General features: G+C 68.4%; 41 protein-coding genes and 1 pseudogene. 34 read left to right on the top strand and 8 right to left on the bottom strand.

Features of this window, described 5'->3' with window-relative positions; translation table 11 throughout:
- On the bottom strand, positions 1-806 hold an 806-nt coding region (locus tag E4099_RS33555; protein WP_209446560.1), incomplete at its 3' end, for a helix-turn-helix domain-containing protein.
- A gap of 390 nt (positions 807-1,196) precedes the next feature.
- Positions 1,197-1,667, bottom strand: coding sequence for an ATP-binding protein (locus E4099_RS08960; RefSeq protein ID WP_209446561.1), 471 nt, complete (start codon positions 1,665-1,667; stop codon positions 1,197-1,199).
- A gap of 140 nt (positions 1,668-1,807) precedes the next feature.
- Here E4099_RS08960 and E4099_RS08965 point away from each other — a divergent pair, with 140 nt between their 5' ends.
- Together E4099_RS08965 and E4099_RS08970 are read left to right on the top strand one after the other, a co-directional pair.
- Positions 1,808-2,701 carry a helix-turn-helix domain-containing protein gene (locus tag E4099_RS08965; RefSeq protein ID WP_135338442.1) on the top strand — a complete coding sequence of 298 codons (894 nt, stop codon included), beginning with the start codon at positions 1,808-1,810 and terminating at the stop codon, positions 2,699-2,701.
- Entirely contained in the window at positions 2,698-2,958 is a 261-nt protein-coding gene (locus E4099_RS08970) for a DUF397 domain-containing protein (RefSeq protein ID WP_135338443.1), read from the top strand. Before E4099_RS08965 ends, E4099_RS08970 begins: the two co-directional genes overlap by 4 nt.
- A gap of 55 nt (positions 2,959-3,013) precedes the next feature.
- Here E4099_RS08970 and E4099_RS08975 read toward each other — a convergent pair whose 3' ends face one another.
- The 5 genes from E4099_RS08975 to E4099_RS08995 are packed head-to-tail and all read right to left on the bottom strand — an operon-like array spanning position 3,014 to position 5,911.
- Positions 3,014-3,571 carry a GNAT family N-acetyltransferase gene (locus E4099_RS08975; protein ID WP_135338444.1) on the bottom strand — a complete coding sequence of 186 codons (558 nt, stop codon included), beginning with the start codon at positions 3,569-3,571 and terminating at the stop codon, positions 3,014-3,016.
- Between the two features lie 28 nt (positions 3,572-3,599).
- Positions 3,600-4,013 (bottom strand): type II toxin-antitoxin system VapC family toxin, encoded by a 414-nt coding sequence (locus tag E4099_RS08980; RefSeq protein WP_135338445.1) that lies wholly within the window; start codon positions 4,011-4,013, stop codon positions 3,600-3,602.
- Complete coding sequence (locus E4099_RS08985; RefSeq protein ID WP_135338446.1) at positions 4,010-4,270, bottom strand: hypothetical protein; 261 nt, start codon at positions 4,268-4,270, stop codon at positions 4,010-4,012. The genes E4099_RS08980 and E4099_RS08985 overlap by 4 nt, the downstream gene beginning before the upstream one ends.
- Before the next feature lie 10 nt (positions 4,271-4,280).
- Positions 4,281-5,552: an RNA polymerase sigma factor gene (locus E4099_RS08990; protein WP_135338447.1), complete on the bottom strand. Its 1,272-nt coding sequence runs from the start codon at positions 5,550-5,552 to the stop codon at positions 4,281-4,283.
- A complete protein-coding gene (locus E4099_RS08995) occupies positions 5,549-5,911 on the bottom strand; it encodes a YciI family protein (RefSeq protein ID WP_135338448.1) in 363 nt (120 codons plus the stop codon). Before E4099_RS08995 ends, E4099_RS08990 begins: the two co-directional genes overlap by 4 nt.
- A gap of 802 nt (positions 5,912-6,713) precedes the next feature.
- Between E4099_RS08995 and rpsJ the strand changes: the two genes are divergently transcribed.
- The 32 genes from rpsJ (at position 6,714) to truA (ending at position 24,848) form a co-directional block, all read left to right on the top strand.
- Complete coding sequence (gene rpsJ / locus E4099_RS09000) at positions 6,714-7,022, top strand: 30S ribosomal protein S10 (RefSeq protein ID WP_003948644.1); 309 nt, start codon at positions 6,714-6,716, stop codon at positions 7,020-7,022.
- 13 nt (positions 7,023-7,035) lie between these two features.
- On the top strand, positions 7,036-7,680 hold the full coding sequence (gene rplC / locus E4099_RS09005; RefSeq protein ID WP_135338449.1) for a 50S ribosomal protein L3: 645 nt from the start codon (positions 7,036-7,038) through the stop codon (positions 7,678-7,680).
- An 8-nt stretch (positions 7,681-7,688) separates the two neighbouring features.
- On the top strand, positions 7,689-8,339 hold the full coding sequence (gene rplD, locus E4099_RS09010) for a 50S ribosomal protein L4 (protein WP_135338450.1): 651 nt from the start codon (positions 7,689-7,691) through the stop codon (positions 8,337-8,339).
- A complete protein-coding gene (gene rplW / locus E4099_RS09015) occupies positions 8,339-8,662 on the top strand; it encodes a 50S ribosomal protein L23 (protein WP_135338451.1) in 324 nt (107 codons plus the stop codon). The genes rplD and rplW overlap by 1 nt, the downstream gene beginning before the upstream one ends.
- 47 nt (positions 8,663-8,709) lie before the next feature.
- Entirely contained in the window at positions 8,710-9,546 is an 837-nt protein-coding gene (gene rplB / locus E4099_RS09020; RefSeq protein WP_135338452.1) for a 50S ribosomal protein L2, read from the top strand.
- Between the two features lie 12 nt (positions 9,547-9,558).
- Positions 9,559-9,840: a 30S ribosomal protein S19 gene (rpsS, locus tag E4099_RS09025; RefSeq protein WP_014178772.1), complete on the top strand. Its 282-nt coding sequence runs from the start codon at positions 9,559-9,561 to the stop codon at positions 9,838-9,840.
- A gap of 47 nt (positions 9,841-9,887) precedes the next feature.
- The gene (rplV, locus tag E4099_RS09030) at positions 9,888-10,235 is read left to right on the top strand and encodes a 50S ribosomal protein L22 (RefSeq protein WP_009997296.1); all 348 of its coding nucleotides are present in this window, start codon (positions 9,888-9,890) and stop codon (positions 10,233-10,235) included.
- Complete coding sequence (gene rpsC / locus E4099_RS09035; RefSeq protein ID WP_135338453.1) at positions 10,235-11,062, top strand: 30S ribosomal protein S3; 828 nt, start codon at positions 10,235-10,237, stop codon at positions 11,060-11,062. The genes rplV and rpsC overlap by 1 nt, the downstream gene beginning before the upstream one ends.
- Positions 11,063-11,067: 5 nt before the next feature.
- On the top strand, positions 11,068-11,487 hold the full coding sequence (rplP, locus tag E4099_RS09040; RefSeq protein ID WP_135338454.1) for a 50S ribosomal protein L16: 420 nt from the start codon (positions 11,068-11,070) through the stop codon (positions 11,485-11,487).
- On the top strand, positions 11,487-11,711 hold the full coding sequence (rpmC, locus tag E4099_RS09045) for a 50S ribosomal protein L29 (protein ID WP_065963002.1): 225 nt from the start codon (positions 11,487-11,489) through the stop codon (positions 11,709-11,711). The genes rplP and rpmC overlap by 1 nt, the downstream gene beginning before the upstream one ends.
- Entirely contained in the window at positions 11,711-11,995 is a 285-nt protein-coding gene (rpsQ, locus tag E4099_RS09050) for a 30S ribosomal protein S17 (protein WP_135338455.1), read from the top strand. The genes rpmC and rpsQ overlap by 1 nt, the downstream gene beginning before the upstream one ends.
- A gap of 104 nt (positions 11,996-12,099) precedes the next feature.
- A complete protein-coding gene (gene rplN / locus E4099_RS09055) occupies positions 12,100-12,468 on the top strand; it encodes a 50S ribosomal protein L14 (protein ID WP_055718836.1) in 369 nt (122 codons plus the stop codon).
- Between the two features lie 3 nt (positions 12,469-12,471).
- Positions 12,472-12,795 (top strand): 50S ribosomal protein L24, encoded by a 324-nt coding sequence (gene rplX, locus E4099_RS09060; protein ID WP_135338456.1) that lies wholly within the window; start codon positions 12,472-12,474, stop codon positions 12,793-12,795.
- Positions 12,795-13,352: a 50S ribosomal protein L5 gene (gene rplE, locus E4099_RS09065; RefSeq protein WP_135338457.1), complete on the top strand. Its 558-nt coding sequence runs from the start codon at positions 12,795-12,797 to the stop codon at positions 13,350-13,352. The genes rplX and rplE overlap by 1 nt, the downstream gene beginning before the upstream one ends.
- 3 nt (positions 13,353-13,355) lie before the next feature.
- Entirely contained in the window at positions 13,356-13,541 is a 186-nt protein-coding gene (locus E4099_RS09070; protein ID WP_003956452.1) for a type Z 30S ribosomal protein S14, read from the top strand.
- 287 nt (positions 13,542-13,828) lie between these two features.
- A complete protein-coding gene (gene rpsH / locus E4099_RS09080) occupies positions 13,829-14,227 on the top strand; it encodes a 30S ribosomal protein S8 (RefSeq protein ID WP_135338458.1) in 399 nt (132 codons plus the stop codon).
- 21 nt (positions 14,228-14,248) lie between these two features.
- The gene (gene rplF / locus E4099_RS09085) at positions 14,249-14,788 is read left to right on the top strand and encodes a 50S ribosomal protein L6 (RefSeq protein ID WP_135338459.1); all 540 of its coding nucleotides are present in this window, start codon (positions 14,249-14,251) and stop codon (positions 14,786-14,788) included.
- A 3-nt stretch (positions 14,789-14,791) separates the two neighbouring features.
- Positions 14,792-15,175 (top strand): 50S ribosomal protein L18, encoded by a 384-nt coding sequence (gene rplR, locus E4099_RS09090; RefSeq protein WP_135338460.1) that lies wholly within the window; start codon positions 14,792-14,794, stop codon positions 15,173-15,175.
- A 46-nt stretch (positions 15,176-15,221) separates the two neighbouring features.
- Positions 15,222-15,827 (top strand): 30S ribosomal protein S5, encoded by a 606-nt coding sequence (gene rpsE, locus E4099_RS09095; protein ID WP_135338461.1) that lies wholly within the window; start codon positions 15,222-15,224, stop codon positions 15,825-15,827.
- Positions 15,827-16,009 carry a 50S ribosomal protein L30 gene (gene rpmD, locus E4099_RS09100; protein ID WP_037912396.1) on the top strand — a complete coding sequence of 61 codons (183 nt, stop codon included), beginning with the start codon at positions 15,827-15,829 and terminating at the stop codon, positions 16,007-16,009. The genes rpsE and rpmD overlap by 1 nt, the downstream gene beginning before the upstream one ends.
- A gap of 1 nt (position 16,010) precedes the next feature.
- Positions 16,011-16,466, top strand: a complete 456-nt coding sequence (gene rplO, locus E4099_RS09105) for a 50S ribosomal protein L15 (protein WP_135338462.1) — start codon at positions 16,011-16,013, stop codon at positions 16,464-16,466.
- 204 nt (positions 16,467-16,670) lie between these two features.
- The gene (secY, locus tag E4099_RS09110) at positions 16,671-17,984 is read left to right on the top strand and encodes a preprotein translocase subunit SecY (RefSeq protein ID WP_135338463.1); all 1,314 of its coding nucleotides are present in this window, start codon (positions 16,671-16,673) and stop codon (positions 17,982-17,984) included.
- The gene (locus E4099_RS09115; protein WP_135338464.1) at positions 17,984-18,646 is read left to right on the top strand and encodes an adenylate kinase; all 663 of its coding nucleotides are present in this window, start codon (positions 17,984-17,986) and stop codon (positions 18,644-18,646) included. Before secY ends, E4099_RS09115 begins: the two co-directional genes overlap by 1 nt.
- Before the next feature lie 117 nt (positions 18,647-18,763).
- On the top strand, positions 18,764-19,600 hold the full coding sequence (gene map / locus E4099_RS09120; RefSeq protein WP_135338471.1) for a type I methionyl aminopeptidase: 837 nt from the start codon (positions 18,764-18,766) through the stop codon (positions 19,598-19,600).
- 336 nt (positions 19,601-19,936) lie between these two features.
- Positions 19,937-20,158, top strand: coding sequence for a translation initiation factor IF-1 (gene infA / locus E4099_RS09125; protein ID WP_003956442.1), 222 nt, complete (start codon positions 19,937-19,939; stop codon positions 20,156-20,158).
- A gap of 28 nt (positions 20,159-20,186) precedes the next feature.
- Positions 20,187-20,300: a 50S ribosomal protein L36 gene (gene rpmJ / locus E4099_RS09130; protein WP_003956441.1), complete on the top strand. Its 114-nt coding sequence runs from the start codon at positions 20,187-20,189 to the stop codon at positions 20,298-20,300.
- A gap of 194 nt (positions 20,301-20,494) precedes the next feature.
- A complete protein-coding gene (gene rpsM / locus E4099_RS09135; protein ID WP_135338465.1) occupies positions 20,495-20,875 on the top strand; it encodes a 30S ribosomal protein S13 in 381 nt (126 codons plus the stop codon).
- A gap of 69 nt (positions 20,876-20,944) precedes the next feature.
- Positions 20,945-21,349 carry a 30S ribosomal protein S11 gene (rpsK, locus tag E4099_RS09140; protein ID WP_003948617.1) on the top strand — a complete coding sequence of 135 codons (405 nt, stop codon included), beginning with the start codon at positions 20,945-20,947 and terminating at the stop codon, positions 21,347-21,349.
- Positions 21,350-21,390: 41 nt separating this feature from the next.
- Positions 21,391-22,017 carry a 30S ribosomal protein S4 gene (gene rpsD / locus E4099_RS09145; RefSeq protein WP_135338466.1) on the top strand — a complete coding sequence of 209 codons (627 nt, stop codon included), beginning with the start codon at positions 21,391-21,393 and terminating at the stop codon, positions 22,015-22,017.
- A gap of 263 nt (positions 22,018-22,280) precedes the next feature.
- A complete protein-coding gene (locus E4099_RS09150; RefSeq protein WP_135338467.1) occupies positions 22,281-23,303 on the top strand; it encodes a DNA-directed RNA polymerase subunit alpha in 1,023 nt (340 codons plus the stop codon).
- A gap of 106 nt (positions 23,304-23,409) precedes the next feature.
- Entirely contained in the window at positions 23,410-23,895 is a 486-nt protein-coding gene (gene rplQ / locus E4099_RS09155; RefSeq protein ID WP_135338468.1) for a 50S ribosomal protein L17, read from the top strand.
- 101 nt (positions 23,896-23,996) lie between these two features.
- The gene (truA, locus tag E4099_RS09160) at positions 23,997-24,848 is read left to right on the top strand and encodes a tRNA pseudouridine(38-40) synthase TruA (RefSeq protein ID WP_135338469.1); all 852 of its coding nucleotides are present in this window, start codon (positions 23,997-23,999) and stop codon (positions 24,846-24,848) included.
- A 229-nt stretch (positions 24,849-25,077) separates the two neighbouring features.
- On the opposite strand, the pseudogene E4099_RS32895 reads toward truA, so the two are convergent.
- Positions 25,078-25,961: pseudogene (locus E4099_RS32895) on the bottom strand (glycosyltransferase family 4 protein); the annotation flags it as partial.

Genomic DNA, 25,961 nt, shown 5'->3' on the forward strand with positions numbered 1-25,961 from the left:
GGGTTCGGGGGCCTGGCTGACAGAGGTGGCGGCAGCGACACCGTGAGGCGGTGGGCGAGCAGGGCGGCCGGGTGCGCCAGGTTGGGCGGGAGACCCGTGGTCAGGGCGCGGTGTACGGACTCGGGGGACGCGCCCCGCTCCAGCCAGGCGAGCACGGCCGGGGCCAGCCGCCCCACATCCCGCTCGGAGAGCAGCAGCCGTGCGTCCGCGTGCCGCAACCCGGCGAGCAGCGCGGCGGCGACGCGGTGGCCCTCCGGGGTGGGGACGGCCGGTCGTGGCGGCGGTACGCGGTGGCCCTCCGGGGTGGGGACGGCCGGTCGTGGCGGCGGTACGCGGTCACGCGACGGGGCGGCTGCGGCTGGTCGGGGGAGAGGCGGCATCTGTACGGGCCTGCGCTCGCGCGTGATGACCGACTTGGGGCGCGGGTTTCTCCGCGACGCCAGGCGCGGCCTGGGACGGTCCTTGCGGCGTGGTGGGCGAGGCGGGTTGGCAGTGCCCGGGGTGCGGGAGCGCGAGGGGGCCGAACCGGGGACCTGGTACGCGTAGGTGCGGGTGACGATGCGGCCCTCGGGCGTACGCTCCCGGACCCGGGCTATGTACCCGTACGCCTCCAACTCCCGCAGCGCCGCCGCGATCCGCTCCCGTCCCTCCGGGAAACGCTTGGCCAGCGTGCGGATGTCCACGGGGGCGCCGTCCGGCAGGGACTGGATGTACGCGCCCAGGCCGATCGCGGTCAGCGAGAGGTCGCGGTGCTGGGTGAGGTGGTTGCCGATGATCGAGTACCGGTCGGCCTGGTGAGTGCTCACCTGGGTGACACCGGCTGAGGATCGCCGAACCGGAGGACGTGTGCGCGTCGACGCGCTAATCTGCTCTGCATCCATCGGGAAGGGTTGGACTTCCTGCGTGGTCAGGCCCTCGTATCGGGATGGCAGTCCCGGCGGGGGCCGACGTCTTTTAGGGACTTGTCGGCTGGGTTGATGGCGGTTTGCCGAGCCTGAGCCTGCCCCGCGCTACCACCGGTGCGCCAGCCCGGTCGGCAGCAATCACCCGCTCGGGTGACATGTCCGAGGTTTGGTTGGGTTGGTGGGTTCTTTCCCGAGGGTTCTTGGTCTTTGATCTCCCGCGCCACCGTCGTACGGGCCACCGGATCCCGGCTCCCCGGGCTCCGGTGAACGGGGTGCGCCGGGCACGTCCGATCAGGCCGGGAGGTCGAGTTCGGCCCAGACCGTCTTGCGGGGGAGCGGCCCGAGGAAGGTCCCCCAGCGATCGGCCAACTCCTCGACCAGCAGCAGCCCGTAGCCCGATTCACGGGCGATCCCGTCCGCCTCCTCGTCCTGACTGCGGACGACCGGCACCCGCTCGGTGCGGGTGTCCGCCACCTCGATACGGAGGGTGGTGGTCGGCCCGTCCGTGCTGGTGCTGAGCGTCAGCCGGAAGCTGCGCCCGGGCACCCGGCCGTGCAGTGCGGCGTTGGCGGCGAGTTCCCCGATCACCAGCGCGGCGGCCTCGTGCGGAAGGCCCCAGCCGCGGATCTGCTCGACAGAGAGCAACCGAGCCAGCCGAGCGGCCTTGCGGGTCGCGGACAGCAACACGCTGAACTGGAGACTCACTTGAGCGGAATTTTCGGTTCGAGTGATGTTTTGACTCACATCACTCAGCGTGGCCATCCGTGCCTAACCTGAAAAGTGCCAACGCCCTTACGGAGGGTGTCCGTCGGTCCTGTGTCCGGCTCTGTCCGGCCCGTAGACCGTGACGGTTCCCGGACGGCCGGTGTTGGTCACAAGTGGCTACGTGAAAGGTGGTCCTGATGGCGACGGATGGTGACCGTACGGAGGGCGGGAAGCCCGCGAATTTCCTCACGGACGGGGCGGACAGCGCGGCGCTGGATCCCGGACTGGAAGACGACAGCACAGCGGTGGTGCGTGCGGTGGGCCGCCAGATCAAGGCATGGCGGGAGGCGGCGGGCCTGCGGCAGACGGACCTGGGCTTGGCCCTGGGCTACGGAGAGGCGCTGATCTCCGCCATCGAGCGCGGGCGGCGCATCCCCCGCTTGGAGCTCCTCGACAAGGCCGACGAGGTGCTGGGCGCGGACGGGAAGATCGCCGTGATGAAGGAGGACATCGCGCAGGCCCGGTACCCGAAAAAAGTACGGGATTTGGCGCGACTGGAAGCGGAAGCGGTCGAGCTGGGCGCGTACGACACCATGGTCGTGCACGGGCTCTTCCAGACAGAGGAGTACGCCCGCGCGCTGTTCAGACTCCGGCGTCCGGCCTATACCGAGGACGAGCTTGCGCGTCTGGTGGAAGCTCGTATGGCGCGACAGTCCATCTTCGACCTGCGCCCTGCCCCCTTGCTGACCTTCGTACAGGAGGAGGTGTCGCTGCGCCGCCCCATCGGGGGCAGAATGGTGCTGCGTCGACAGCTCGAACGAATCCTGGAAATTGGGCAGTTGCGGCACGTGGTGATCCAGGTGATGCCGACGAGCTGTGAGGATCATGCCGGGCTGGCCGGGTCTCTCCAGGTGCTGAAGCTCAAGGACGGTACGACGATCGGGCACAACGAGGTGCAACTGGCCAGCCGTCTGATCTCGGCTCCCAAGGAGGTCCAGGTGCTGGAGATGCGCTACGGCATGCTCCGGGCCCAGGCTCTTACCCCGAGGGAGTCACTGGCCTTCATCGAGAAACTGCTGGGAGAGGTATGACACTCAAGCCCCACGCCGGAGACCTGTCCACCGTGGAATGGGCCAAGAGCAGCTACAGCACCAACGACGGCCCCCAGTGCGTCGAGGTCGCCTGGCTCAAGAGTAGCTACAGCACCAATGACGGCCCCGCCTGCGTCGAGGTCGCCGCGACCTCCGGCCGTATCCACGTCCGCGACTCCAAGGACCCCCAGGGCCCGCAGCTGACGTTCAGCCCGGAGGCGTGGACCGAGTTCGTGCGGTTCGCGTCCACCGTCTGACCACCGTCAGGCGCCCCCGCACCCGTGGACGCGGGTGCGGGGTGGACGCGGGGGATCAGACCGGCGGGCGGTCGTTCAGGACGCGGTGGAAGAGCAGGTGGTCCCGCCAAGCCCCGTTGATGTGCAGGTAGTTCGGGGCGGTGCCGATCTGCTCGAAGCCGTTCTTGCGCAGGACCCGCTGGGACCCGGTGTTCTCGATGAGGGTGCTCGCCTCGACGCGGTGCAGGCCGAGGCCCTCGTCGGCGACCCGGAGCACGGCCTGGACGGACGCGGAGGCCAGACCCCTGCCGTTGTGCTCGGCGTCGATCCAGTAGCCGAGGTACGCGTTGCGGAACGGGCCCTGCACGATGTTGGTCAGGGTCACGGTGCCCAGGAGGCGCTCACCGTCGTCCAGGACCCAGGGCAGCATCCGACCCGCGTCGCGCTCCGCCAGCTGGTCGCGCACCCGGTCGGCCTGGCCCTCGGGCGTGTAGAAGCGGGCGTCCCGGGCCGGATCCCAGGGGCGGAGGTGGTCCTGGTTGCGGAGGTAGGCGCGGCACAGGCCTTCGGCGTCGTCCAGGGCCACGGGGCGCAGCCGGATCCGGTCGGCCAGCGGTATGGGAGGGAGATCCATGCGGTCACCCTAGGGAATCGCGGGGGCGTCAGCGGGGCAGCAACGTCAGTGCTGGGGTGTGCCTGGGGCGTACGACGTGAAAATGCCGCAGGTCAATTGTGGCAATCTCCGTCACACCCAGTCGTTCGGCAACTGCCACCACAGACGCGTCCGCTGCTCCGAGGGGTAGGTCGGCGTACTGCTCGACGAGCTCAGCCATTCGCGAAAGATCTTCTGTAACGAGTGGGACGAAGTGCAACTCATCGGCGGCGAGGGCTCGCAGGAACATCGACTCCGCCCGGGAGTCGGCTCGTGTCGACAGGAGGTAGCAGACCTCCGTCAGGATCGGCGCGGGGACCAGCAACGGGCCCGGGTGGGTCTCCAGGAGCGTCAGGCAATCCGCATGCCGGTCGTCCTTTGCGTTGAACGCGGCGACGATCGGCCCGGTGTCGCAGATGATCACTGGTCTGGCTCGCCCAGTTCCTGGCGGAGGATGTCGGACGAGCGGGTCGCCAGGTCCGGCTCTGCCTCGATGGCTCCGGCGAAGGACAACCGTCGCCGCCGAGGCTGTGTCGCGGACCCCTCGTCTCCAACGGCGTCGTCCCGGGTGTTGTCTACGACGAGCTGCAACACCACCGACCGCACAGCTTCGGCCTGCGCAGGCCGCAACCGGTCGATCAGACGGTGCAGCTCCGGGTAGTGGTCATGGGCCACGCTCATGGAAGCGAGTCTATCGGCCGAGGTAACACGCCGACGGGTTCTCCAGCCGAGCGGCGCACCCCGTGAGGTGGCGGCGTTCGGGGGCGCTGGTGGTGCGGCGGGCGGCCTCGCGGTAGGCGTGGGCGGCGGGCTCGTGGTGCCCGAGCATCTCCAGCAGATGGGCGCGGGTGGCGTGCAGCCGGTGGTGGCGGGCCAGGCGCTTGTCGCTCGCCAGCTCGGCCAGGAGGTCCAGGCCGGCGGTCGGGCCCTGGACCATGGCGACCGCGACGGCGCGGTTGAGGCTGGTCATCGGGTTCGGCGCGACCTGCTCCAGGAGGTCGTAGAGGACCAGGATCTGCGGCCAGTCGGTGGCGTCGGTGTGCTCGGCCTCGTCATGTACGGCGGCGATGGCGGCCTGGAGCTGGTAGGGGCCGAGCTGTCCGCGGGGCAGGGTGCGGCTGAGCAGGTCCACGCCTTCGGCGATCAGGCGGCGGTCCCACAGGCCGCGGTCCTGGTCGGCCAGGGGTACCAGCTCGCCGAGGGGGCCGGTGCGGGCCGGTCGGCGGGCGTCGGTCAGCAGCATCAGCGCGAGCAGGCCCGAGGTCTCGGCGTCCTCGGGCGCCAGGTGGTGGAGCAGCCGGGTGAGCCGGATCGCCTCGGTGGACAGCTCCGGCACGGTCAGGTCGGTCCCGCCGGTGCTGGTGTAGCCCTCGTTGAAGACCAGGTAGAGGACGTGTCGGACCGCGGCCAGCCGCTCGGCGGCGTCCGGGCCGGCGGGCAGGGACAGGGCGGTCCGGTCCGCCTTGATGGTCTGCTTGGCGCGGCTGATGCGCTGGGCCATGGTGGCCTCGGGCACCAGGAAGGCCGCGGCGATCTGCGCGGTGCTGAGGCCGCCCACCGCGCGCAGGGTCAGTGCGATCCGGCTCGGCGCGGACAGCGCGGGATGGCAGCACAGAAAGAGCAGCGCCAGGGAGTCGTCCCGGTCCGCGGCCGGCGCCGCGTCGGCGGCGTGGGCCAGCAGCGCGGACTGCGGGGTGGCCAGTGCGAGGGCGTCCTCGCGGCGGCGGCGTGCCGTCTCGCTGCGTACCTGGTCGACGAGCTTGCGGGAGGCGACGGTCGTCAGCCAGCCCCGCGGGTTGTCGGGCACCCCCTCCGCGGGCCACTGCAGGGCGGCGGCCAGCAGGGCCTCCTGGACGGCGTCCTCGCAGGCGTCGAAGGTGCCGTACCGGCGTACGAGCGCGCCGAGGACCTGCGGCGCCAGCTCGCGCAGCAGGTCCTCGAATCCGGGGTGCCCGGTGCTCACACGTCCTCCGGGGACTCGTGCAGGATCGGCCACAGCTCCACCGGCTCCAGATCGGCGAACGGCATGTCCGCGGCGATCTCCTGGGCCCGCTCAAGGCTCTCGCAGTCCAGCAGGTAGAAGCTGGCCAGGTACTCCTTGGTCTCCAGGTAGGGCCCGTCGGTGACCGCCGGGGCGCCGTTCTCGCGGCGTACCAGCTGGGCGGCGGCGGCGTCCGCGAGCCCGTAGGCGCCCAGCAGCTCGCCGGTCTCCCGGTACTTGGTGTTGAACGCCACCTGCCGGCCGATCGCCTCCGGCCACTCCTCGGCCGGGAAGGAGTCCCACTTGGCCTGGTTGCCGTAGATCATCGCGACGTACTTCATCTCGGGTGTCCTCCCCGTCCGCGCACCCCGTCGGCGCGCTGTCACCCTTCGGTCGGATCCGGAGACGGATCCCTCGACATCCGACGGCGGATTTCTTCGACTTTTTCTTCCGCTGATGAGAAACGCAGCTCAGGACGGTGTCCCGGGCAGGGGGGAAGCGTAGGGCACGATGGAGCGGGCGAGGTGGGGCCCGCGGCGGCCGTTCGGCAGCTCGCGCCGGAGGGCGTGTCCAGGCGCGTGATCCGCCTCGACGTACGGAAGGGCACTGGTCGTAGCCGTTCGGATACTCACGCCGACCGTCGCGTTCTCGATGTGGCCAAGGCGGCTGACCGAGGCGTCTCCGTCCGCCGGAGGCGCTCTGGCGACCTCGGCGCGTCGCCTTCGTCGCCGTGTCGCCGCGCCCGCGCACCCCGATCGGTCCCGCCCGAGGAGTGCGGCTCCGGTGATTGGGGTAAGCTCCCGGGCCCGATTCGCGAGGGCCTTGTCCCGTATGGCACACTGTTCAGGTTGCTCGGTTGAGTGCCGATGCTGCGCGCCTCCCGCCGGGAGGACTGGAAGCGAGTCCCGCAGTACTCGTCGTCCCTTGTCAGGGGCGGAAGTACGGGAATCTTCCGGGAAGTGTCAGCGGGGCCCCAGCCAGGCACCCGGTGGGTGTTCTTCCCCCGTACTGCCCTTTCTCCAGGGAATCCCTCCAAGGGAGAACTGCAAGAGGGGGCGCGACACGCCCGACCGCGTGGGTCGGAGGAGAACGCGAACGCACCGGGTTCCAGAGCGTTACGAGAGACAGGACTACGAAGTAGCCATGGCGGGACAGAAGATCCGCATCCGGCTCAAGGCCTACGACCACGAGGTCATCGACTCCTCGGCGAAGAAGATCGTCGAGACGGTGACCCGCACTGGTGCGTCGGTCGCGGGCCCGGTGCCGCTGCCCACTGAGAAGAACGTGTACTGCGTCATCAAGTCGCCGCACAAGTACAAGGACTCGCGCGAGCACTTCGAGATGCGCACGCACAAGCGCCTCATCGACATCCTCGACCCCACGCCGAAGACCGTCGACTCGCTCATGCGTCTCGACCTGCCGGCCGGCGTCGACATCGAGATCAAGCTCTGAGGTGACGCGCGAGATGGCTAAGCAGATCAAGGGCGTCCTGGGCGAGAAGCTCGGCATGACGCAGGTGTGGGACGAGAACAACCGTGTCGTCCCGGTCACCGTCGTCAAGGCCGGCCCCTGCGTCGTGACCCAGGTCCGTACCGCTGACACGGACGGCTACAACGCCGTCCAGATCGCCTTCGGCGAGATCGACCCGCGCAAGGTGAACAAGCCCCTCAAGGGCCACTTCGCGAAGGCCGACGTCACCCCGCGCCGCCACCTGGTGGAGCTGCGTACCGCTGACGCCAGCGAGTACACGCTCGGCCAGGAGGTCACCGCCGAGGTGTTCGAGTCCGGTGTCAAGGTCGACGTGACCGGCACCAGCAAGGGCAAGGGCACCGCCGGTGTCATGAAGCGCCACGGCTTCAAGGGCCTGGGCGCCGGTCACGGCACCCAGCGCAAGCACCGCTCGCCGGGCTCCATCGGTGGCTGCGCCACCCCGGGCCGCGTGTTCAAGGGCCTGCGCATGGCCGGCCGCATGGGCAACGAGCGGGTCACCACCCAGAACCTGACCGTCCACGCCGTTGACGCGGAGAAGGGCCTGCTGCTCATCAAGGGCGCGGTTCCTGGTCCGAACGGCGGCCTCGTCCTGGTCCGTACCGCGGCCAAGGGGGCCTGAGGTAACCGATGAGCACCATTGACATCCTTTCGCCGGCAGGCGACAAGGCCGGGACCGTCGAACTCCCCGCGGAGATCTTCGACGCGCAGGTCAGCGTTCCGCTGATCCACCAGGTCGTCGTCGCCCAGCTGGCCGCTGCCCGCCAGGGCACGCACAAGACGAAGACCCGCGGCGAGGTCCGTGGCGGTGGCCGCAAGCCGTACCGCCAGAAGGGCACCGGTCGCGCCCGCCAGGGTTCGACCCGCGCGCCGCAGTTCGCCGGTGGTGGCGTCGTGCACGGTCCCGTGCCGCGTGACTACTCGCAGCGGACCCCCAAGAAGATGAAGGCCGCCGCCCTGCGTGGTGCCCTTTCCGACCGGGCGCGTCACTCCCGCATCCACGTCGTCACCGGCGTGGTCGAGGGTGGCATCTCCACCAAGGCCGCCAAGTCCCTGCTGGGCAAGATCAGCGAGCGGAAGAACGTGCTCCTGGTCGCCGAGCGTTCGGACGAGGCCGCGTGGCTGTCCGCCCGCAACCTGCCCCAGGTGCACATCCTGGAGCCGGGCCAGCTGAACACGTACGACGTGCTCGTCTCCGACGACGTGGTCTTCACCCAGGCCGCCTTCGAGTCCTTCGTCGCTGGCCCCAAGGCCGCTGTGACTGAAGGGAGCGAGGCCTGATGTCTGAGGCCACGATCACCAGCAAGACCTACTCGGACCCGCGCGACATCCTCGTCAAGCCGGTCGTCTCCGAGAAGAGCTACGCGCTGCTGGACGAGAACAAGTACACGTTCGTCGTCGACCCGCGCGCCAACAAGACCCAGATCAAGCAGGCCGTCGAGGCGGTCTTCTCGGTCAAGGTCACCGGGGTCAACACGATCAACCGGCAGGGTAAGCGCAAGCGCACCAAGACCGGTTTCGGCAAGCGCGCCAACACCAAGCGCGCCATCGTGACCCTCGCCGAGGGCGACCGTATCGACATCTTCGGCGGCCCGGTCTCCTAACGGAGATCGGATCGTCCAGAAGTCCGGAATCTTCCGAGGACTGAGAAATGGGTATCCGCAAGTACAAGCCGACGACCCCGGGCCGTCGTGGCTCCAGCGTCGCCGACTTCGTCGAGATCACGCGGTCCACGCCGGAGAAGTCGCTGGTCCGCCCGCTGCACAGCAAGGGCGGTCGTAACAACGCCGGTCGCGTCACCGTTCGCCACCAGGGTGGCGGTCACAAGCGCGCGTACCGCGTGATCGACTTCCGTCGTCACGACAAGGACGGCGTCCCGGCCAAGGTCGCGCACATCGAGTACGACCCCAACCGCACCGCGCGCATCGCGCTGCTGCACTACGCGGACGGCGAGAAGCGCTACATCATCGCCCCGCGTGGCCTGAAGCAGGGTGACCGGATCGAGAACGGCCCGACGGCCGACATCAAGCCGGGCAACAACCTGTCGCTGCGCAACATCCCGGTCGGTACGACCATCCACGCCATCGAGCTGCGGCCCGGCGGCGGCGCGAAGTTCGCCCGCTCCGCGGGTGCCTCCGTGCAGCTGCTGGCGAAGGAGGGCTCCATGGCCCACCTGCGCATGCCGTCCGGTGAGATCCGCCTGGTCGACGTCCGCTGCCGCGCCACCGTCGGCGAGGTCGGCAACGCCGAGCAGTCGAACATCAACTGGGGCAAGGCCGGCCGTATGCGCTGGAAGGGCGTCCGCCCGACCGTGCGTGGTGTCGTGATGAACCCGGTCGACCACCCGCACGGTGGTGGTGAGGGCAAGACCTCCGGTGGTCGCCACCCGGTCTCCCCCTGGGGTCAGAAGGAGGGTCGTACTCGTTCTCCCAAGAAGGCGAGCAACAAGTACATCGTCCGCCGCCGCAAGACGAACAAGAAGCGCTAGGAGCGGGTTTAGATGCCGCGCAGTCTCAAGAAGGGGCCCTTCGTCGACGACCACCTGATCAAGAAGGTGGATGTCCAGAACGAAGCCGGCACCAAGAACGTCATCAAGACCTGGTCCCGCCGCTCGATGATCGTCCCGGCCATGCTCGGCCACACGATCGCGGTGCACGACGGCCGCAAGCACGTCCCGGTGTTCGTCACCGAGTCGATGGTCGGCCACAAGCTCGGCGAGTTCGCGCCGACCCGCACCTTCCGCGGCCACGAGAAGGACGACCGCAAGTCGCGTCGTCGCTGATCTGCGGAAAAAGCGAAGACCATATGACTGACACCGAAGGGACAACCATGGAAGCCAGGGCCCAGGCGCGGTACATCCGCGTCACGCCCATGAAGGCCCGCCGCGTGGTGGACCTCATCCGTGGCATGGATGCCACGGAGGCTCAGGCGGTCCTGCGTTTCGCCCCGCAGGCCGCGAGCGTGCCGGTGGGCAAGGTGCTGGACAGCGCCATTGCCAACGCCGCGCACAACTACGACCACACCGACGCCTCCACGCTGGTCATCAGCGAGGCGTACGTCGACGAGGGCCCGACCCTGAAGCGGTTCCGGCCGCGTGCCCAGGGCCGCGCCTACCGGATCCGCAAGCGGACCAGCCACATCACCGTGGTCGTCAGCAGCAAGGAAGGAACCCGGTAATGGGCCAGAAGGTTAACCCGCACGGGTTCCGGCTCGGCATCACCACCGACTTCAAGTCGCGCTGGTACGCCGACAAGCTGTACAAGGACTACGTCAAGGAAGACGTCGCCATCCGCCGGATGATGACGCAGGGCATGGAGCGGGCCGGCATCTCCAAGGTGGAGATCGAGCGCACCCGCGACCGCGTCCGCGTCGACATCCACACCGCCCGGCCGGGCATCGTCATCGGCCGTCGCGGCGCGGAGGCCGACCGCATCCGCGGCGACCTGGAGAAGCTGACCGGCAAGCAGGTGCAGCTGAACATCCTCGAGGTCAAGAACCCCGAGGTGGACGCTCAGCTGGTGGCCCAGGCCGTCGCCGAGCAGCTCTCCTCCCGTGTCTCCTTCCGCCGTGCCATGCGCAAGAGCATGCAGAGCGCGATGAAGGCCGGTGCCAAGGGCATCAAGATCCAGTGCGGTGGCCGTCTCGGCGGCGCCGAGATGTCCCGCTCGGAGTTCTACCGCGAGGGCCGTGTGCCGCTGCACACCCTTCGCGCGAACGTCGAGTACGGCTTCTTCGAGGCCAAGACCACCTTCGGCCGCATCGGCGTCAAGGTGTGGATCTACAAGGGCGACGTCAAGAACATCGCCGAGGTCCGCGCCGAGAACGCCGCCGCCCGCGCCGGCAACCGCCCGTCGCGTGGTGGCAGCGACCGCCCGCAGCGCCGTGGTGGCGAGCGTGGCGGCCGTGGCCGTAAGCCGCAGCAGCAGAACGCCGCTGCCGAGGCCCCCAAGGCCGAGGCCGCTGCCGCTGCTCCGGCTGCTGAGAGCACCGGAACGGAGGCCTGACCGACATGCTGATCCCTCGCAGGGTCAAGCACCGCAAGCAGCACCACCCCAAGCGGAACGGCATGGCCAAGGGTGGCACCGAGCTGGCGTTCGGTGAGTACGGCATCCAGGCCGTCACCCCGGCCTATGTGACGAACCGGCAGATCGAGGCAGCTCGTATCGCCATGACCCGTCACATCAAGCGTGGTGGCAAGGTGTGGATCAACATCTACCCGGACCGCCCGCTGACCAAGAAGCCCGCCGAGACCCGCATGGGTTCCGGTAAGGGTTCGCCGGAGTGGTGGATCGCGAACGTCAAGCCCGGTCGGGTGATGTTCGAGCTGTCCTACCCGAACGAGAAGATTGCGCGTGAGGCGCTCACCCGCGCTGCTCACAAGCTCCCGATGAAGTGCCGGATCGTGCGGCGCGAGGCAGGTGAGTCGTGATGGCGGCCGGTACCAAGGCGTCCGAGCTGCGTGAGCTGAACAACGAGGACCTCGTTGCCAAGCTTCGCGAGGCCAAGGAAGAGCTGTTCAACCTCCGCTTCCAGGCGGCGACCGGACAGCTTGAGAACCACGGCCGGCTGAAGGCCGTCCGCAAGGACATCGCCCGGATCTACACCCTGATGCGGGAGCGCGAGCTCGGCATCGAGACGGTGGAGAGCGCCTGATGAGCGAGAACAACGTGACTGAGAACAAGACTGAGCGCGGTTTCCGCAAGACCCGTGAGGGTCTGGTCGTCAGCGACAAGATGGACAAGACCGTCGTCGTCGCTGTCGAGGACCGCGTCAAGCACGCGCTGTACGGCAAGGTCATCCGCCGTACCAACAAGCTCAAGGCGCACGACGAGCAGAACGCCGCGGGTGTCGGCGACCGCGTCCTCCTGATGGAGACCCGGCCGCTGTCCGCGACCAAGCGCTGGCGCGTCGTCGAGATCCTCGAGAAGGCCAAGTAATTTCCTGAGGTTCCCCCTCAGGTCAGTTCCGCCAGGCTCGGCCGGGGCTACCTCTACTCAGTGGTAGCCCCGGCCGGGAACCGGCAGACGATCAGGAGATAGACGTGATCCAGCAGGAGTCGCGACTGCGCGTCGCCGACAACACTGGTGCGAAGGAGATCCTTTGCATCCGTGTTCTCGGTGGTTCCGGTCGCCGCTACGCGGGCATCGGTGACGTCATCGTCGCCACCGTCAAGGACGCGATCCCCGGTGGCAACGTGAAGAAGGGCGACGTCGTCAAGGCTGTCGTCGTGCGCACCGTCAAGGAGCGCCGCCGCCCCGACGGCTCGTACATCCGCTTCGACGAGAACGCGGCCGTCATCCTCAAGAACGATGGCGACCCCCGCGGCACCCGTATCTTCGGCCCCGTGGGCCGTGAGCTGCGCGAGAAGAAGTTCATGAAGATCATCTCGCTCGCGCCGGAGGTGCTGTAACCGATGAAGATCAAGAAGGGCGACCTGGTCCAGGTCATCACCGGTAAGGACAAGGGCAAGCAGGGCAAGGTCATCGAGGCCTACCCCCGCGAGGACCGTGTCCTGGTCGAGGGTGTCAACCGGGTCAAGAAGCACACCAAGGCCGGCCAGACCGCCCGTGGTTCCAAGACCGGCGGCATCATCACCGTCGAGGCCCCGGTGCACGTGAGCAACGTGCAGCTCGTCGTGGAGAAGGACGGCAACAAGGTCGTCACCCGCGTCGGCTACCGCTTCGATGAGAACGGCAACAAGATCCGCGTTGCCAAGCGGACCGGTGAGGACATCTGATGACTGCCACCACTGCGCCGCGTCTGAAGACGCGCTACCGCGAGGAGATCGCGGGCAAGCTGCGTGACGAGTTCAAGTACGAGAACGTCATGCAGGTCCCGGGTCTCACCAAGATCGTGGTCAACATGGGTGTGGGCGACGCCGCCCGCGACTCCAAGCTGATCGAGGGCGCCATCCGCGACCTCACCACGATCACCGGTCAGAAGCCGGCCGTCACCAAGGCCCGCAAGTCCATCGCGCAGTTCAAGCTGCGTGAGGGCCAGCCGATCGGTGCCCACGTCACCCTCCGCGGTGACCGCATGTGGGAGTTCCTGGACCGCCTGCTGTCGCTCGCGCTGCCGCGCATCCGCGACTTCCGCGGTCTGTCGCCGAAGCAGTTCGACGGCCGGGGCAACTACACCTTCGGTCTCACGGAGCAGGTCATGTTCCACGAGATCGACCAGGACAAGATCGACCGCGTCCGGGGTATGGACATCACCGTGGTGACCACGGCGACCAACGACGACGAGGGCCGGGCCCTCCTTCGTCACCTCGGCTTCCCGTTCAAGGAGGCGTGAGCCGTGGCGAAGAAGGCTCTTATTGCCAAGGCCGCCCGCAAGCCCAAGTTCGGCGTGCGTGCGTACACCCGCTGCCAGCGCTGCGGCCGTCCGCACTCCGTGTACCGCAAGTTCGGCCTGTGCCGCGTGTGCCTTCGTGAGATGGCTCACCGTGGCGAGCTGCCGGGCGTGACCAAGAGCTCCTGGTAATCCCTGTTCCAGGGATGAACCAGGTCTCTCGGTAAGTACCTTGGGCGGCGCAAGCCCCTCGCGGTCCGCCGGCCGCCCCTCGTGGGCGGCCGGCGGGCGGCGAACCCATCAGCCGGTATCCCTTAGGCTGGTGGGGTTGGGCGCCTGTCGCCCATGGCCGCCCGCGGGCCGAGCCCGCAACTGACACTTACTACGCCGTAGGTCCCCGCGCCGCACCCGCCCCCAGCCTGATGGGGGAGAGGGATGGCGCATATAGGAAACCCCGGCGAGAGAGGCCGAAGGCCATCATGACCATGACCGATCCGATCGCAGACATGCTCACGCGTCTGCGAAACGCGAACTCGGCTTACCACGACTCCGTCGTGATGCCGCACAGCAAGATCAAGTCGCACATCGCGGAGATCCTCCAGCAGGAGGGCTACATCACCGGCTGGAAGGTCGAGGACGCCGAGGTCGGCAAGAACCTCGTCCTCGAGCTGAAGTTCGGCCCGAACCGCGAGCGCTCGATCGCCGGCATCAAGCGGATTTCCAAGCCGGGCCTGCGGGTCTACGCAAAGTCCACCAACCTGCCGAAGGTGCTCGGCGGCCTGGGCGTGGCGATCATCTCCACGTCGCACGGTCTCCTCACCGACAAGCAGGCTCAGAAGAAGGGCGTGGGTGGGGAAGTCCTCGCCTACGTCTGGTAACCCGGGAACGGAGGAAAAGCCATGTCGCGTATTGGACGGCTGCCCATCCAGGTTCCCGCTGGTGTGGACGTCACCATCGATGGCCGTACGGTCGCAGTGAAGGGCCCCAAGGGTTCTCTCTCGCACACCGTCGCGGCGCCCATCGAGATCGCCAAGGGTGAGGACGGCGCCATCGTCGTCTCCCGCCCGAACGACGAGCGTCAGAACAAGGCCCTGCACGGCCTGTCCCGCACGCTGGTGGCGAACATGATCACCGGCGTGACCCAGGGGTACGTCAAGAAGCTCGAGATCAGCGGTGTCGGTTACCGCGTCCAGGCGAAGGGCTCCAACCTGGAGTTCGCCCTGGGCTACAGCCACCCGATCCTGGTCGAGGCCCCGGAGGGCATCTCCTTCAAGGTGGAGACCCCCACTCGCTTCAGCGTCGAGGGCATCGACAAGCAGAAGGTCGGCGAGGTCGCCGCGAACATCCGCAAGCTGCGGAAGCCCGACCCGTACAAGGCCAAGGGCGTCAAGTACGAGGGCGAAGTCATCCGCCGCAAGGTCGGAAAGGCTGGTAAGTAAGCCATGGCATACGGTGTGAAGATCGCCAAGGGCGATGCTTACAAGCGCGCCGCCGCCAAGCGTCGCCACATCCGCATTCGCAAGCGGGTCAACGGCTCCGCAGAGCGTCCGCGCCTGGTGGTGACCCGGTCCAACCGCGGTATCACCGCGCAGGTCATCGACGACATCAAGGGCCACACGCTGGCCTCCGCGTCGCACCTGGACGCCTCCATTCGGGGCATCGAGGGTGACAAGACCGCGCAGGCCCAGAAGGTCGGCTCCCTGGTCGCCGAGCGCGCCAAGGCCGCCGGCGTCGAGGCCGTCGTGTTCGACCGTGGCGGCAACCAGTACGCCGGGCGCATCGCCGCCCTGGCCGACGCCGCCCGCGAGGCCGGGCTCAAGTTCTGAGCCGCGGTTCCGTAGCTAGCGGACGCAAACGAGAGAGGTAATTCCAATGGCTGGACCCCAGCGCCGCGGGAGCGGTGCCGGTGGCGGCGAGCGGCGGGACCGTAAGGACCGGCGGGACGGTGGCGCTGCCGCCGAGAAGACCGCCTACGTCGAGCGTGTTGTCGCGATCAACCGCGTCGCCAAGGTTGTGAAGGGTGGTCGTCGCTTCAGCTTCACCGCGCTGGTCGTGGTGGGCGACGGTGACGGCACCGTGGGTGTCGGTTACGGCAAGGCCAAGGAGGTGCCGGCCGCCATCGCCAAGGGTGTTGAGGAGGCCAAGAAGCACTTCTTCAAGGTCCCCCGGATCGCCGGCACCATCCCTCACCCCATCCAGGGTGAGAAGGCCGCGGGCGTCGTGCTGCTGAAGCCGGCTTCGCCCGGTACCGGTGTGATCGCCGGTGGCCCGGTGCGTGCCGTGCTGGAGTGCGCGGGCATCCACGACGTGCTGAGCAAGTCGCTCGGCTCGTCCAACCCGATCAACATCGTGCACGCCACGGTGGAGGCGCTCCAAGGCCTGCAGCGGCCCGAGGAGATCGCCGCCCGTCGTGGCCTGCCGCTGGAGGACGTCGCTCCCGCCGCTCTGCTGCGGGCGCGTGCCGGGGTGGGTGTGTGATGGCTCGCCTCAAGGTCACCCAGACGAAGTCCTACATCGGTAGCAAGCAGAACCACCGCGACACCCTGCGTTCGCTCGGGCTCAAGCGCCTGAACGACGTGGTTGTCAAGGAGGACCGCCCCGAGATCCGCGGCATGGTGCACACCGTCCGCCACCTCGTGACGGTCGAGGAGGTCGACTGACATGGCGGAGAGCAAGCCGCTGAAGGTCCACAACCTCCGGCCCGCCCCGGGCGCCAAGACCGCCAAGACCCGTGTCGGTCGTGGCGAGGCGTCCAAGGGTAAGACCGCTGGTCGTGGTACCAAGGGTACGAAGGCCCGTTACCAGGTTCCGGAGCGCTTCGAGGGTGGGCAGATGCCCCTCCACATGCGCCTCCCGAAGCTGAAGGGCTTCAAGAACCCCTTCCGCACCGAGTACCAGGTCGTGAACCTGGACAAGCTGGCCGCGCTCTACCCGCAGGGTGGCGAGGTCACGGTGGCCGACCTGGTCGCCAAGGGTGCGGTGCGCAAGAACGAGCTGGTCAAGGTGCTCGGCACGGGTGAGATCACCGTGGCGCTGCAGGTGACGGTCGACGCCGTCTCCGGCTCCGCCAAGGAGAAGATCACCGCTGCCGGCGGTACCGTCACCGAGCTCGTCTGAGCCTGATGCACACCCGGCCGGGGATGCCTCTGTGAGGGGCATCCCCGGTTGGTCGTTCCAAGGGGGGCCAGGTCGCCGGTAAGGTGGCGTGCGCTGTTACCTTCCGCGCGGCGTGTGCCCGCGTGGACGTTGGCTGATTTTGTATTCGTCGTTCCTCAAGACCGTCACCTCTCGCGCCTGACGCGGGAGCCCGCAGGAGGCACCGTGCTCACCGCGTTCGCCCGGGCGTTCAAGACGCCCGACCTGCGCAAGAAGCTGCTGTTCACGCTGGGCGTCATCGTGCTGTTCCGGCTCGGGTCACATATCCCGGTGCCGGGCGTCGACTACAAGAACGTCCAGACGTGTGTGGACGAGGCCCAAGCCAACCAGGGCCTCTTCGGCCTGGTGAACATGTTCAGCGGTGGCGCACTGCAGCAGATCACCATCTTCGCGCTCACGATCATGCCGTACATCACGGCGAGCATCATCCTCCAGCTGCTCACCGTGGTGATCCCGCGCCTCGAAGCCCTCAAGAAGGAGGGCCAGGCCGGCCAGGCGAAGATCACCCAGTACACGCGCTACCTGACCATGGGACTCGCGATCCTGCAGAGCACCGGCCTGGTGGCGACCGCGCGCAGCGGCTCGCTGTTCTCTGGCTGCTCGGTGGGCAACGACATCATCCCGAACCAGTCGGTCTTCACCACCATCACCATGGTGATGACGATGACCGCGGGCACCGCGCTCATCATGTGGCTGGGCGAGCTGGTCACCGACCGCGGCATCGGCAACGGCATGTCGATCCTGATGTTCGTCTCCATCGCCGCCGGTTTCCCGAGCGGTCTGTGGCAGATCAAGCAGTCCGGCGAGATCATGGGCGGCTGGCTGAACTTCGCCCTGGTGATCGCCTGCGGCCTGGTCATGGTCGGCCTGGTGGTCTTCGTCGAGCAGGCCCAGCGCCGGATCCCGGTGCAGTACGCCAAGCGGATGATCGGACGCCGTTCGTACGGCGGTACCTCGACCTACATCCCGCTGAAGGTGAACCAGGCGGGTGTGATCCCTGTCATCTTCGCCTCGTCGCTGCTCTACATTCCGGCGCTGATCGTCCAGTTCAGCAATTCCAACGCAGACTGGGCAATCTGGATCAAAAACAACTTCGTCAAGGGTGACCACCCGGTCTACATGGTCACCTACTTCCTGCTGATCGTCTTCTTCGCCTTCTTCTACGTGGCCATCTCCTTCAACCCCGAAGAAGTTGCCGACAACATGAAGAAGTATGGTGGCTTCATCCCGGGCATCCGGGCTGGTCGTCCCACCGCGGAGTATCTGAGCTACGTGCTGAACCGCATCACGTGGCCGGGCTCTCTCTACCTGGGTTTGATCGCCCTGGTGCCCACGGTGGCGCTGGTGACGCTCAAAGCCAATCAGAACTTCCCGTTCGGTGGTACCAGCATCCTCATCATCGTGGGTGTCGGCCTGGAGACCGTGAAGCAGATCGAGAGCCAGCTTCAGCAGCGACACTACGAAGGGTTCCTCCGCTGATGCGAATCGTCCTCGTCGGGCCTCCTGGGGCTGGCAAGGGTACGCAGGCCGCGTACCTGGCCAAGAACCTCTCCATCCCGCACATCTCCACGGGCGACCTCTTCCGCGCCAACATCAGCCAGGGGACCGACCTCGGCAAGCAGGCGAAGGCGTACATGGACGCCGGCGACCTGGTGCCGGACTCGGTCACCATCGGCATGGCCAAGGACCGCATGTCCCAGCCGGACGCCGCGAACGGCTTCCTGCTCGACGGCTTCCCGCGGAACGTCTCGCAGGCCGAAGCGCTGGACGAGATGCTGCGGGCCGAGGGCATGCGCCTGGACGCGGTGCTGGACCTGGAGGTCCCCGAGGACGAGGTGGTCAAGCGCATCGCCGGCCGCCGCATCTGCCGCAACGACTCCAGCCACGTCTTCCACGTCACCTACTCCGCGCCCAAGACCGAGGGTGTCTGCGACACCTGCGGTGGCGAGCTCTACCAGCGGGCGGACGACTCCGAGGACACGGTGCGCAACCGGCTGGAGGTCTACCACACCCAGACCGAGCCGATCATCGACTACTACAAGGCCCAGGGCCTGGTCGTGACGATCTCGGCGCTGGGCAAGGTCACCGAGGTCACCGAGCGGGCGATGGCCGCCCTGCCGAACGGGGACAAGGCGGCCTGACGACATCGGCCCCGGTACGGCCGCGTTGCCCTTGGGGGGCACCGCGGCCGTACTGTTGAGCCTGGGCGCTTCCGGCGCCGACAGCACAGCGGAACCGACAGCGTGGAAGGCAGCCCCATGGTGGAGATCAAGACACCCGACCAGATCGCGAAGATGCGCGAGGCCGGGCTGGTCGTCGCGGCCATCCACCAGGCGTGCCGGGCCGCCGCCGTGCCCGGGGCGACCACCAAGGACCTGGACGACGTCGCCCGCAAGGTGATCGCCGAGCACGGCGCCAAGTCGAACTTCCTGGGGTACGGGGGCTTCCCCGCCACCATCTGCACCTCGGTGAACGAGGTCGTGGTGCACGGCATCCCGGACACCGCCACGGTGCTCAAGGACGGCGACATCATCTCCATCGACGCCGGCGCGATCGTGGACGGCTGGCACGGGGACGCCGCCTTCACCGCCTTCGTGGGCACCGGTCACGCTCCGGAGCTGCTGGAGCTGAGCCGGGTGACGGAGGAGTCGATGTGGGCCGGCATCGCCGCGGTCCGCAAGGGCAACCGCCTGGTCGACATCTCCAAGGCCATCGAGGGCTACATCCGGCGCCAGCCCCGCCCGGCCTCCGGCAAGTACGGGATCATCGAGGACTACGGCGGCCACGGCATCGGCAGCGAGATGCACATGGACCCGCACCTGCTGAACTACGTCGCCCGCAAGCGCGGCAAGGGCCCCAAGCTGGTGCCCGGCTTCTGCATCGCGATCGAGCCGATGGTCAGCCTGGGTACCGCGAAGACCCATGTGCTCGCCGACGACTGGACGGTCAAGACGGACGACGGCACCTGGTCCAGCCACTGGGAGCACTCGGTGGCGCTGACCGAGGAGGGCCCGCTGGTCCTCACCGCGGTGGACGGCGGCAAGGCGAAGCTCGCCGAGCTCGGGGTGGAGACCGCCCCGGACCCCCTCGGCTGACGGCCGACTCCTCCCTCCGGTCCGGGACGGCGAGCCGCCGCCCGGACCGCGAGCTCCTCTTCACCGGGGTGGCACGGCTGCGGCCTGGGCCGGCCCCGGTTTCCGGCGGGGGCGACCCGCGGTCATCGGCGGGGAAGACCTGCGGTCCGAACCGCGACACCCCGGGCGTAACGATCTCCCCGCGGGGGCATGCTGCCCCGGATTATGGTTTCGGGATTCTCTGGCGTAGACTGACACGTCGGCTCACGCATGCCTTCAGCCACACCTTTTGTCCGAGGTGTGTTTCTGGGGACGGCGCAGCGGGCCGATCAAGGTAGCCGATCCCGAAAGCAGGACATGGCCAAGAAGCAAGGCGCCATCGAAATCGAGGGCACCGTGATCGAGTCTCTGCCGAACGCGATGTTCAAGGTGGAGCTCCAGAACGGTCACAAGGTCCTCGCGCACATCAGCGGGAAGATGCGCATGCACTACATCCGCATCCTGCCCGATGACCGGGTCGTCGTGGAGCTGTCTCCGTACGACCTCACGCGCGGACGGATCGTCTACCGCTACAAGTAGATCTCACGACCCGGAGAACCTCACACCCATGAAGGTCAAGCCGAGCGTCAAGAAGATCTGCGACAAGTGCAAGGTGATCCGCCGCCACGGCCGGGTCATGGTCATCTGCGACAACCTGCGCCACAAGCAGCGCCAGGGCTGACGCACGCCGACCTGCACCTCGCAGTTCTTCGCGCGACGCGAGCAATACGTACATACGCAGCATCCGCCGGCTCCGGCCGGCGACACCTCCGGCGGGGGCCGGGGACCCGGACACACGCCATCGCCGCCTGCCGCGGCGGAGCGGGTCGGGAGTGGTGCTGTGGAAGACCCCCGAGCATCAACAGGAGCCATTGAATGGCACGCGTTTCAGGTGTTGACATCCCGCGCGACAAGCGCGTGGAGGTCGCCCTCACCTACGTCTTCGGCATCGGCCGCACCCTGGCGAAGGAGACCCTCGCCGCCGCTGGTGTGAACCCGAACACCCGCGTTCGCGACCTTCCCGAAGAGGACCTGGTCAAGATCCGCGAGTACGTGGACGCCAACCTCAAGACCGAGGGTGACCTCCGTCGTGAGATCCAGGCCGACATCCGCCGCAAGGTGGAGATCGGCTGCTACCAGGGTCTGCGTCACCGCCGTGGCCTGCCCGTCCACGGTCAGCGCACCAGCACCAACGCTCGCACCCGCAAGGGCCCGCGTCGCGCCATCGCCGGTAAGAAGAAGCCGGGCAAGAAGTAGTCCTCAGCGGACGCTTATCAGCGGTCTTCGCTGTAGGACCGATCACCTCCACTCCACGGGAGTAAAGACATGCCTCCTAAGGGCCGTCAGGGTGCAGCCAAGAAGGTGCGCCGCAAGGAAAAGAAGAACGTCGCTCACGGTCACGCGCACATCAAGAGCACGTTCAACAACACCATCGTTTCGATCACCGACCCGACCGGCAACGTGATCTCCTGGGCCTCCGCCGGCCACGTCGGCTTCAAGGGCTCGCGCAAGTCCACTCCGTTCGCCGCGCAGATGGCCGCCGAGTCGGCCGCCCGCCGCGCGCAGGAGCACGGCATGCGCAAGGTTGACGTCTTCGTCAAGGGGCCGGGCTCCGGCCGCGAGACCGCGATCCGCTCCCTGCAGGCCACCGGCCTCGAGGTGGGCTCGATCCAGGACGTCACCCCCACGCCGCACAACGGCTGCCGCCCGCCGAAGCGGCGCCGGGTCTGACCACCGGCTGAGCAAGCCGAGCTAGAGGAGACACATCAATAATGGCGCGTTACACCGGGGCCGACTGCAAGCGTTGCCGTCGGGAGAAGCAGAAGCTCTTCCTCAAGGGGAGCAAGTGCGAGAGCGCGAAGTGCCCGATCGAGATCCGTCCTTACCCCCCGGGTGAGCACGGTCGCGGGCGCACCAAGGACAGCGAGTACCTGCTGCAGATGCGTGAGAAGCAGAAGGCAGCCCGTATCTACGGTGTCCTGGAGAAGCAGTTCCGCGGCTACTACGCGGAGGCCAACAGGAAGACCGGCAAGACCGGTGAGAACCTGCTGCGCATCCTCGAGAGCCGGCTGGACAACGTGGTCTACCGGGCTGGCTTCGCCAAGTCCCGTGACCACGCCCGTCAGCTGGTGCGCCACGGTCACTTCACCGTGAACGGCGTGAAGACCGACATCCCGTCGGCCCGCGTCGCCGTGAACGACATCATCGAGGTTCGCCCGAAGTCCCGGACCATGACCCCCTTCCAGGTGGCTCAGGCCGAGGCCGGCGAGCGCACCGTGCCGGCGTGGCTGGAGGCCATCCCGTCCCGGCTGCGGATCCTCGTGCACAGCCTGCCCGAGCGCCAGGTGATCGACACCCAGGTGCAGGAGCAGCTGATCGTCGAGCTTTACTCCAAGTAAGGCTCGGGCTCCTGCGCCGCGGGGGTCTGGGGGTCGCCTCCAGAAGACCGCAGCCAGGAGCAGCTGATCGTCGAGCTTTACTCCAAGTAAGGCTTGAGCCGATCGTCGGGCTTCACCTGGTGAGGCCCGAGCTGATCATCGGGTTTTACGCAAAGTAGGGCCCGTGGGTACGGGCGGTACGCCCCGGAACGGGTCGTACCGCCCGTACCCTTGTCAGTGCCGACGGCGTCAAATAGCGGGCGCCGAAGACTGAAGGAACAGACATGCTGATCGCCCAGCGTCCCTCCCTCACCGAGGAGGTCGTGGACGAGTACCGGTCCCGGTTCGTGATCGAGCCGCTGGAGCCGGGCTTCGGCTACACCCTCGGCAACTCCCTGCGTCGTACGCTCCTCTCCTCGATCCCCGGTGCGGCTGTGACCAGCATCCGGATCGACGGTGTCCTGCACGAGTTCACCACCGTGCCGGGCGTCAAGGAGGACGTCACCGACCTCATCCTCAACATCAAGCAGCTGGTCGTCTCCTCGGAGCACGACGAGCCGGTCGTGATGTACCTGCGCAAGCAGGGCCCCGGCCTGGTCACCGCCGCGGACATCGCGCCGCCGGCCGGTGTCGAGGTGCACAACCCCGACCTGGTCCTGGCGACCCTGAACGCCAAGGGCAAGCTGGAGATGGAGCTGACCGTCGAGCGCGGTCGCGGCTACGTCTCCGCCGTGCAGAACAAGCAGGTCGGCCAGGAGATCGGCCGCATCCCGGTCGACTCCATCTACTCGCCGGTGCTCAAGGTCACCTACAAGGTCGAGGCGACCCGAGTCGAGCAGCGCACCGACTTCGACAAGCTGATCGTCGACGTCGAGACCAAGCAGGCCATGCGCCCGCGCGACGCCATGGCGTCGGCCGGCAAGACCCTGGTCGAGCTGTTCGGTCTGGCCCGCGAGCTGAACGTCGACGCCGAGGGCATCGACATGGGTCCGTCCCCGACGGACGCCGCGCTCGCCGCCGACCTGGCGCTGCCGATCGAGGAGCTGGAGCTCACCGTCCGCTCCTACAACTGCCTCAAGCGCGAGGGCATCCACTCGGTGGGCGAGCTGGTGGCCCGCTCCGAGGCGGACCTGCTCGACATCCGCAACTTCGGTGCGAAGTCGATCGACGAGGTCAAGGCCAAGCTGGCCGGCATGGGCCTGGCGCTCAAGGACAGCCCGCCCGGATTCGACCCCACCGCCGCCGCGGACGCCTTCGGCACCGACGACGACGCGGACAACGGGTTCGTCGAGACCGAGCAGTACTGATCTTGTGGGGGGCCTCGGCCCCCCGCACACCCGCCAGGACACCAGTCCTCGCGGTAACTGACACCGGTACCTGGTACGGCCGGTGCAGACACAAGGAGAAAAACCCATGCCGCGTCCCACCAAGGGAGCCCGTCTGGGCGGCAGCGCCGCGCACGAGCGTCTGCTTCTCGCGAACCTCGCGAAGGCGCTGTTCGAGCACGGCCGCATCACCACGACCGAGGCCAAGGCCCGCCGCCTGCGTCCGGTCGCCGAGCGCCTGATCACCAAGGCGAAGAAGGGCGACATCCACAACCGTCGCCTGGTGCTGCAGACGATCACGGACAAGGGCATCGTGCACACGCTGTTCACCGAGATCGCCCCGCGCTACGCCGAGCGCCCGGGTGGCTACACCCGCATCACCAAGATCGGCAACCGTCGTGGCGACAACGCCCCGATGGCTGTGATCGAGCTGGTCGAGGGCGAGATCGCCAAGAAGGCGACCGTGGCCGAGGCCGAGGCCGCCACCAAGCGCGCGGTCAAGGAAGACGCCCTCAAGAAGGACGAGGCCGTCGAGGCTGCCGAGGCTCCCGCCGAGGAGTCGAAGGACGCCTGACCAGCCGGGCGGGCACCCCTGGTGCCCCACGGTGAGTCATGAGGACGGGCCCGTTCCCCTGGTGGGAGCGGGCCCGTTCCCGTAGGTACAAGGAGCGATGCGTGAGCGATGAGGCGGAGCCCGGCTTCGTACGGGTGCGGCTGGACCTGAGTTATGACGGCAGGGACTTCTCCGGTTGGGCGAAGCAGCACGAGCGGCGGACCGTGCAGGGGGAGCTGGAGGACGCGCTGCGGACCGTGACCCGGTCCACGGAGACGTACGAGCTGACCGTCGCGGGCCGTACCGACGCCGGTGTGCACGCCCGCGGCCAGGTCGCCCATGTCGATCTGCCGGAGCAGCTCTGGGCCGAGCACCAGGACAAGCTGCTGCGCCGGCTGGCCGGCCGGCTGCCGCATGACGTCCGGGTGTGGCGGGTGGCCGCCGCGCCGCCCGGGTTCAACGCGCGCTTCTCCGCCGTCTGGCGCCGCTACGCCTACCGGGTGGTGGACCACCCCGGTGGGGTGGACCCGCTGCTGCGCGGGCATGTGCTGTGGCACGACTGGCCGCTGGACGTGGACGCCATGAACGCCGCCTCCCAGGCGCTGCTCGGCGAGCACGACTTCGCCGCCTACTGCCGCCGGCGCGAGGGCGCCACCACCATCCGCACCCTCCAGGCACTCAGCTGGGAGCGGGACGCGGACGGGGTGATCACCGCGACCGTGCGGGCCGACGCCTTCTGCCACAACATGGTGCGCTCGCTGGTCGGCGCGCTGCTCTTCGTCGGCGACGGGCACCGCCCCACCGACTGGCCGGGCAAGGTGCTGGCGGCCCGGGTGCGGGACTCCGCGGTGCATGTGGTGCGCCCGCACGGCCTCACCCTGGAGGAGGTGGGCTATCCGGCGGACGAACTGCTGGCGGCCCGCAACCGCGAGGCGCGCAACAAGCGGACCCTGCCGGGCGCCGGCTGCTGCTGAGCGAGGGGCCGGGCGGGGCCGGCGGCTCCCGGAGCGATCCGCCCCGGTCGGGGCGTCTCGCTGAGCGCTGGGGCCGCACGGTGATGTCGGGTGGTCCTGGTGGGGCGGCTGTCCCGGTGATGCCCGGCTGAGTGACGGGGCCCGGTGGCTCCGGTGGGCCGGCTGCCCCGTGGCGGTGTTCCGCGTGCCGGGCCCCGGCGGGGTGGCCGTCCCGCCGGGGCCTTGGCGTTCAGATGCGGTGGATGGCCAGGTTGCCCGCCTTGGTCAGGTACGGGCGGACCCCCGCGCGTTGCGGGTAGAGGTCGGTCTTGTTGCGGTCCACGATGTCGCCGAGCAGTCGACCGACCCGGACCGGGTCCCCGGTGGTGGGGCCCAGGGTCAGGTCCCAGACACCGGGCGGCAGGTCCGCGTAGCGCAGGGTGAAGCTGAAGCGGTCGTCGTCCAGCCAGGTCACCGGGGCGGTGATCGGCTCGGTGGCGCCGCCCTCGCGGGCCCTGGGCACGGCGATGGCGGTGGGCAGGGCGCCCGTCCGACCGCCGCCGTAGAGGGTGCCCCGTACGGTGACGGCGTCCTGGCCGGCGTCGATCTCCTCGGCCTCCGGGTGCACCGGGCGCTGCCAGGCACGGAGCGCCAGGTAGCCGTCGACGGTGGGGTAGGGGATCCACCAGCCGACCGGGGAGCCGGGCCGGGGCCGCAGGGTGAGCAGGCCGCGCCCCTCCGCGTACCGGCAGACCACCCGCCGCCGGGCCCCGTCGGAGGGCCGGACCACATGCAGGTCCCAGCGGCCCTCGGCCAGCGACAGGGTGGAGCGGTCCAGCTCGGCGGTCCACGGCTGGTCCGGATCGTCGCCGACCGGTGGGCGCAGCGGGACGCGCAGCTGGTCCGCGGGGTGCTGGCGGTGGGTGACGGTGAGGGTGAAGGCGCCGCCGATCAGTCCGGTGGGCTCCACCAGGACCAGCAGTCCGCCGTTCGGGGTGATCCGGCAGGAGGCGGTGGGGTGCAGCGGTTTGCGGATCAGCCGCCCGACCTTGCCGCGCAGGGTGGCCAGCAGGGGGGTGCGGACGGTACGGCCGGAGTCCGGGCGGTGCACGAGCGCGCTGGACGGGGCGGGCC

This window comes from Streptomyces palmae (genome assembly GCF_004684805.1).
GTDB classification, from domain to species: Bacteria; Actinomycetota; Actinomycetes; order Streptomycetales; family Streptomycetaceae; genus Streptomyces; species Streptomyces palmae.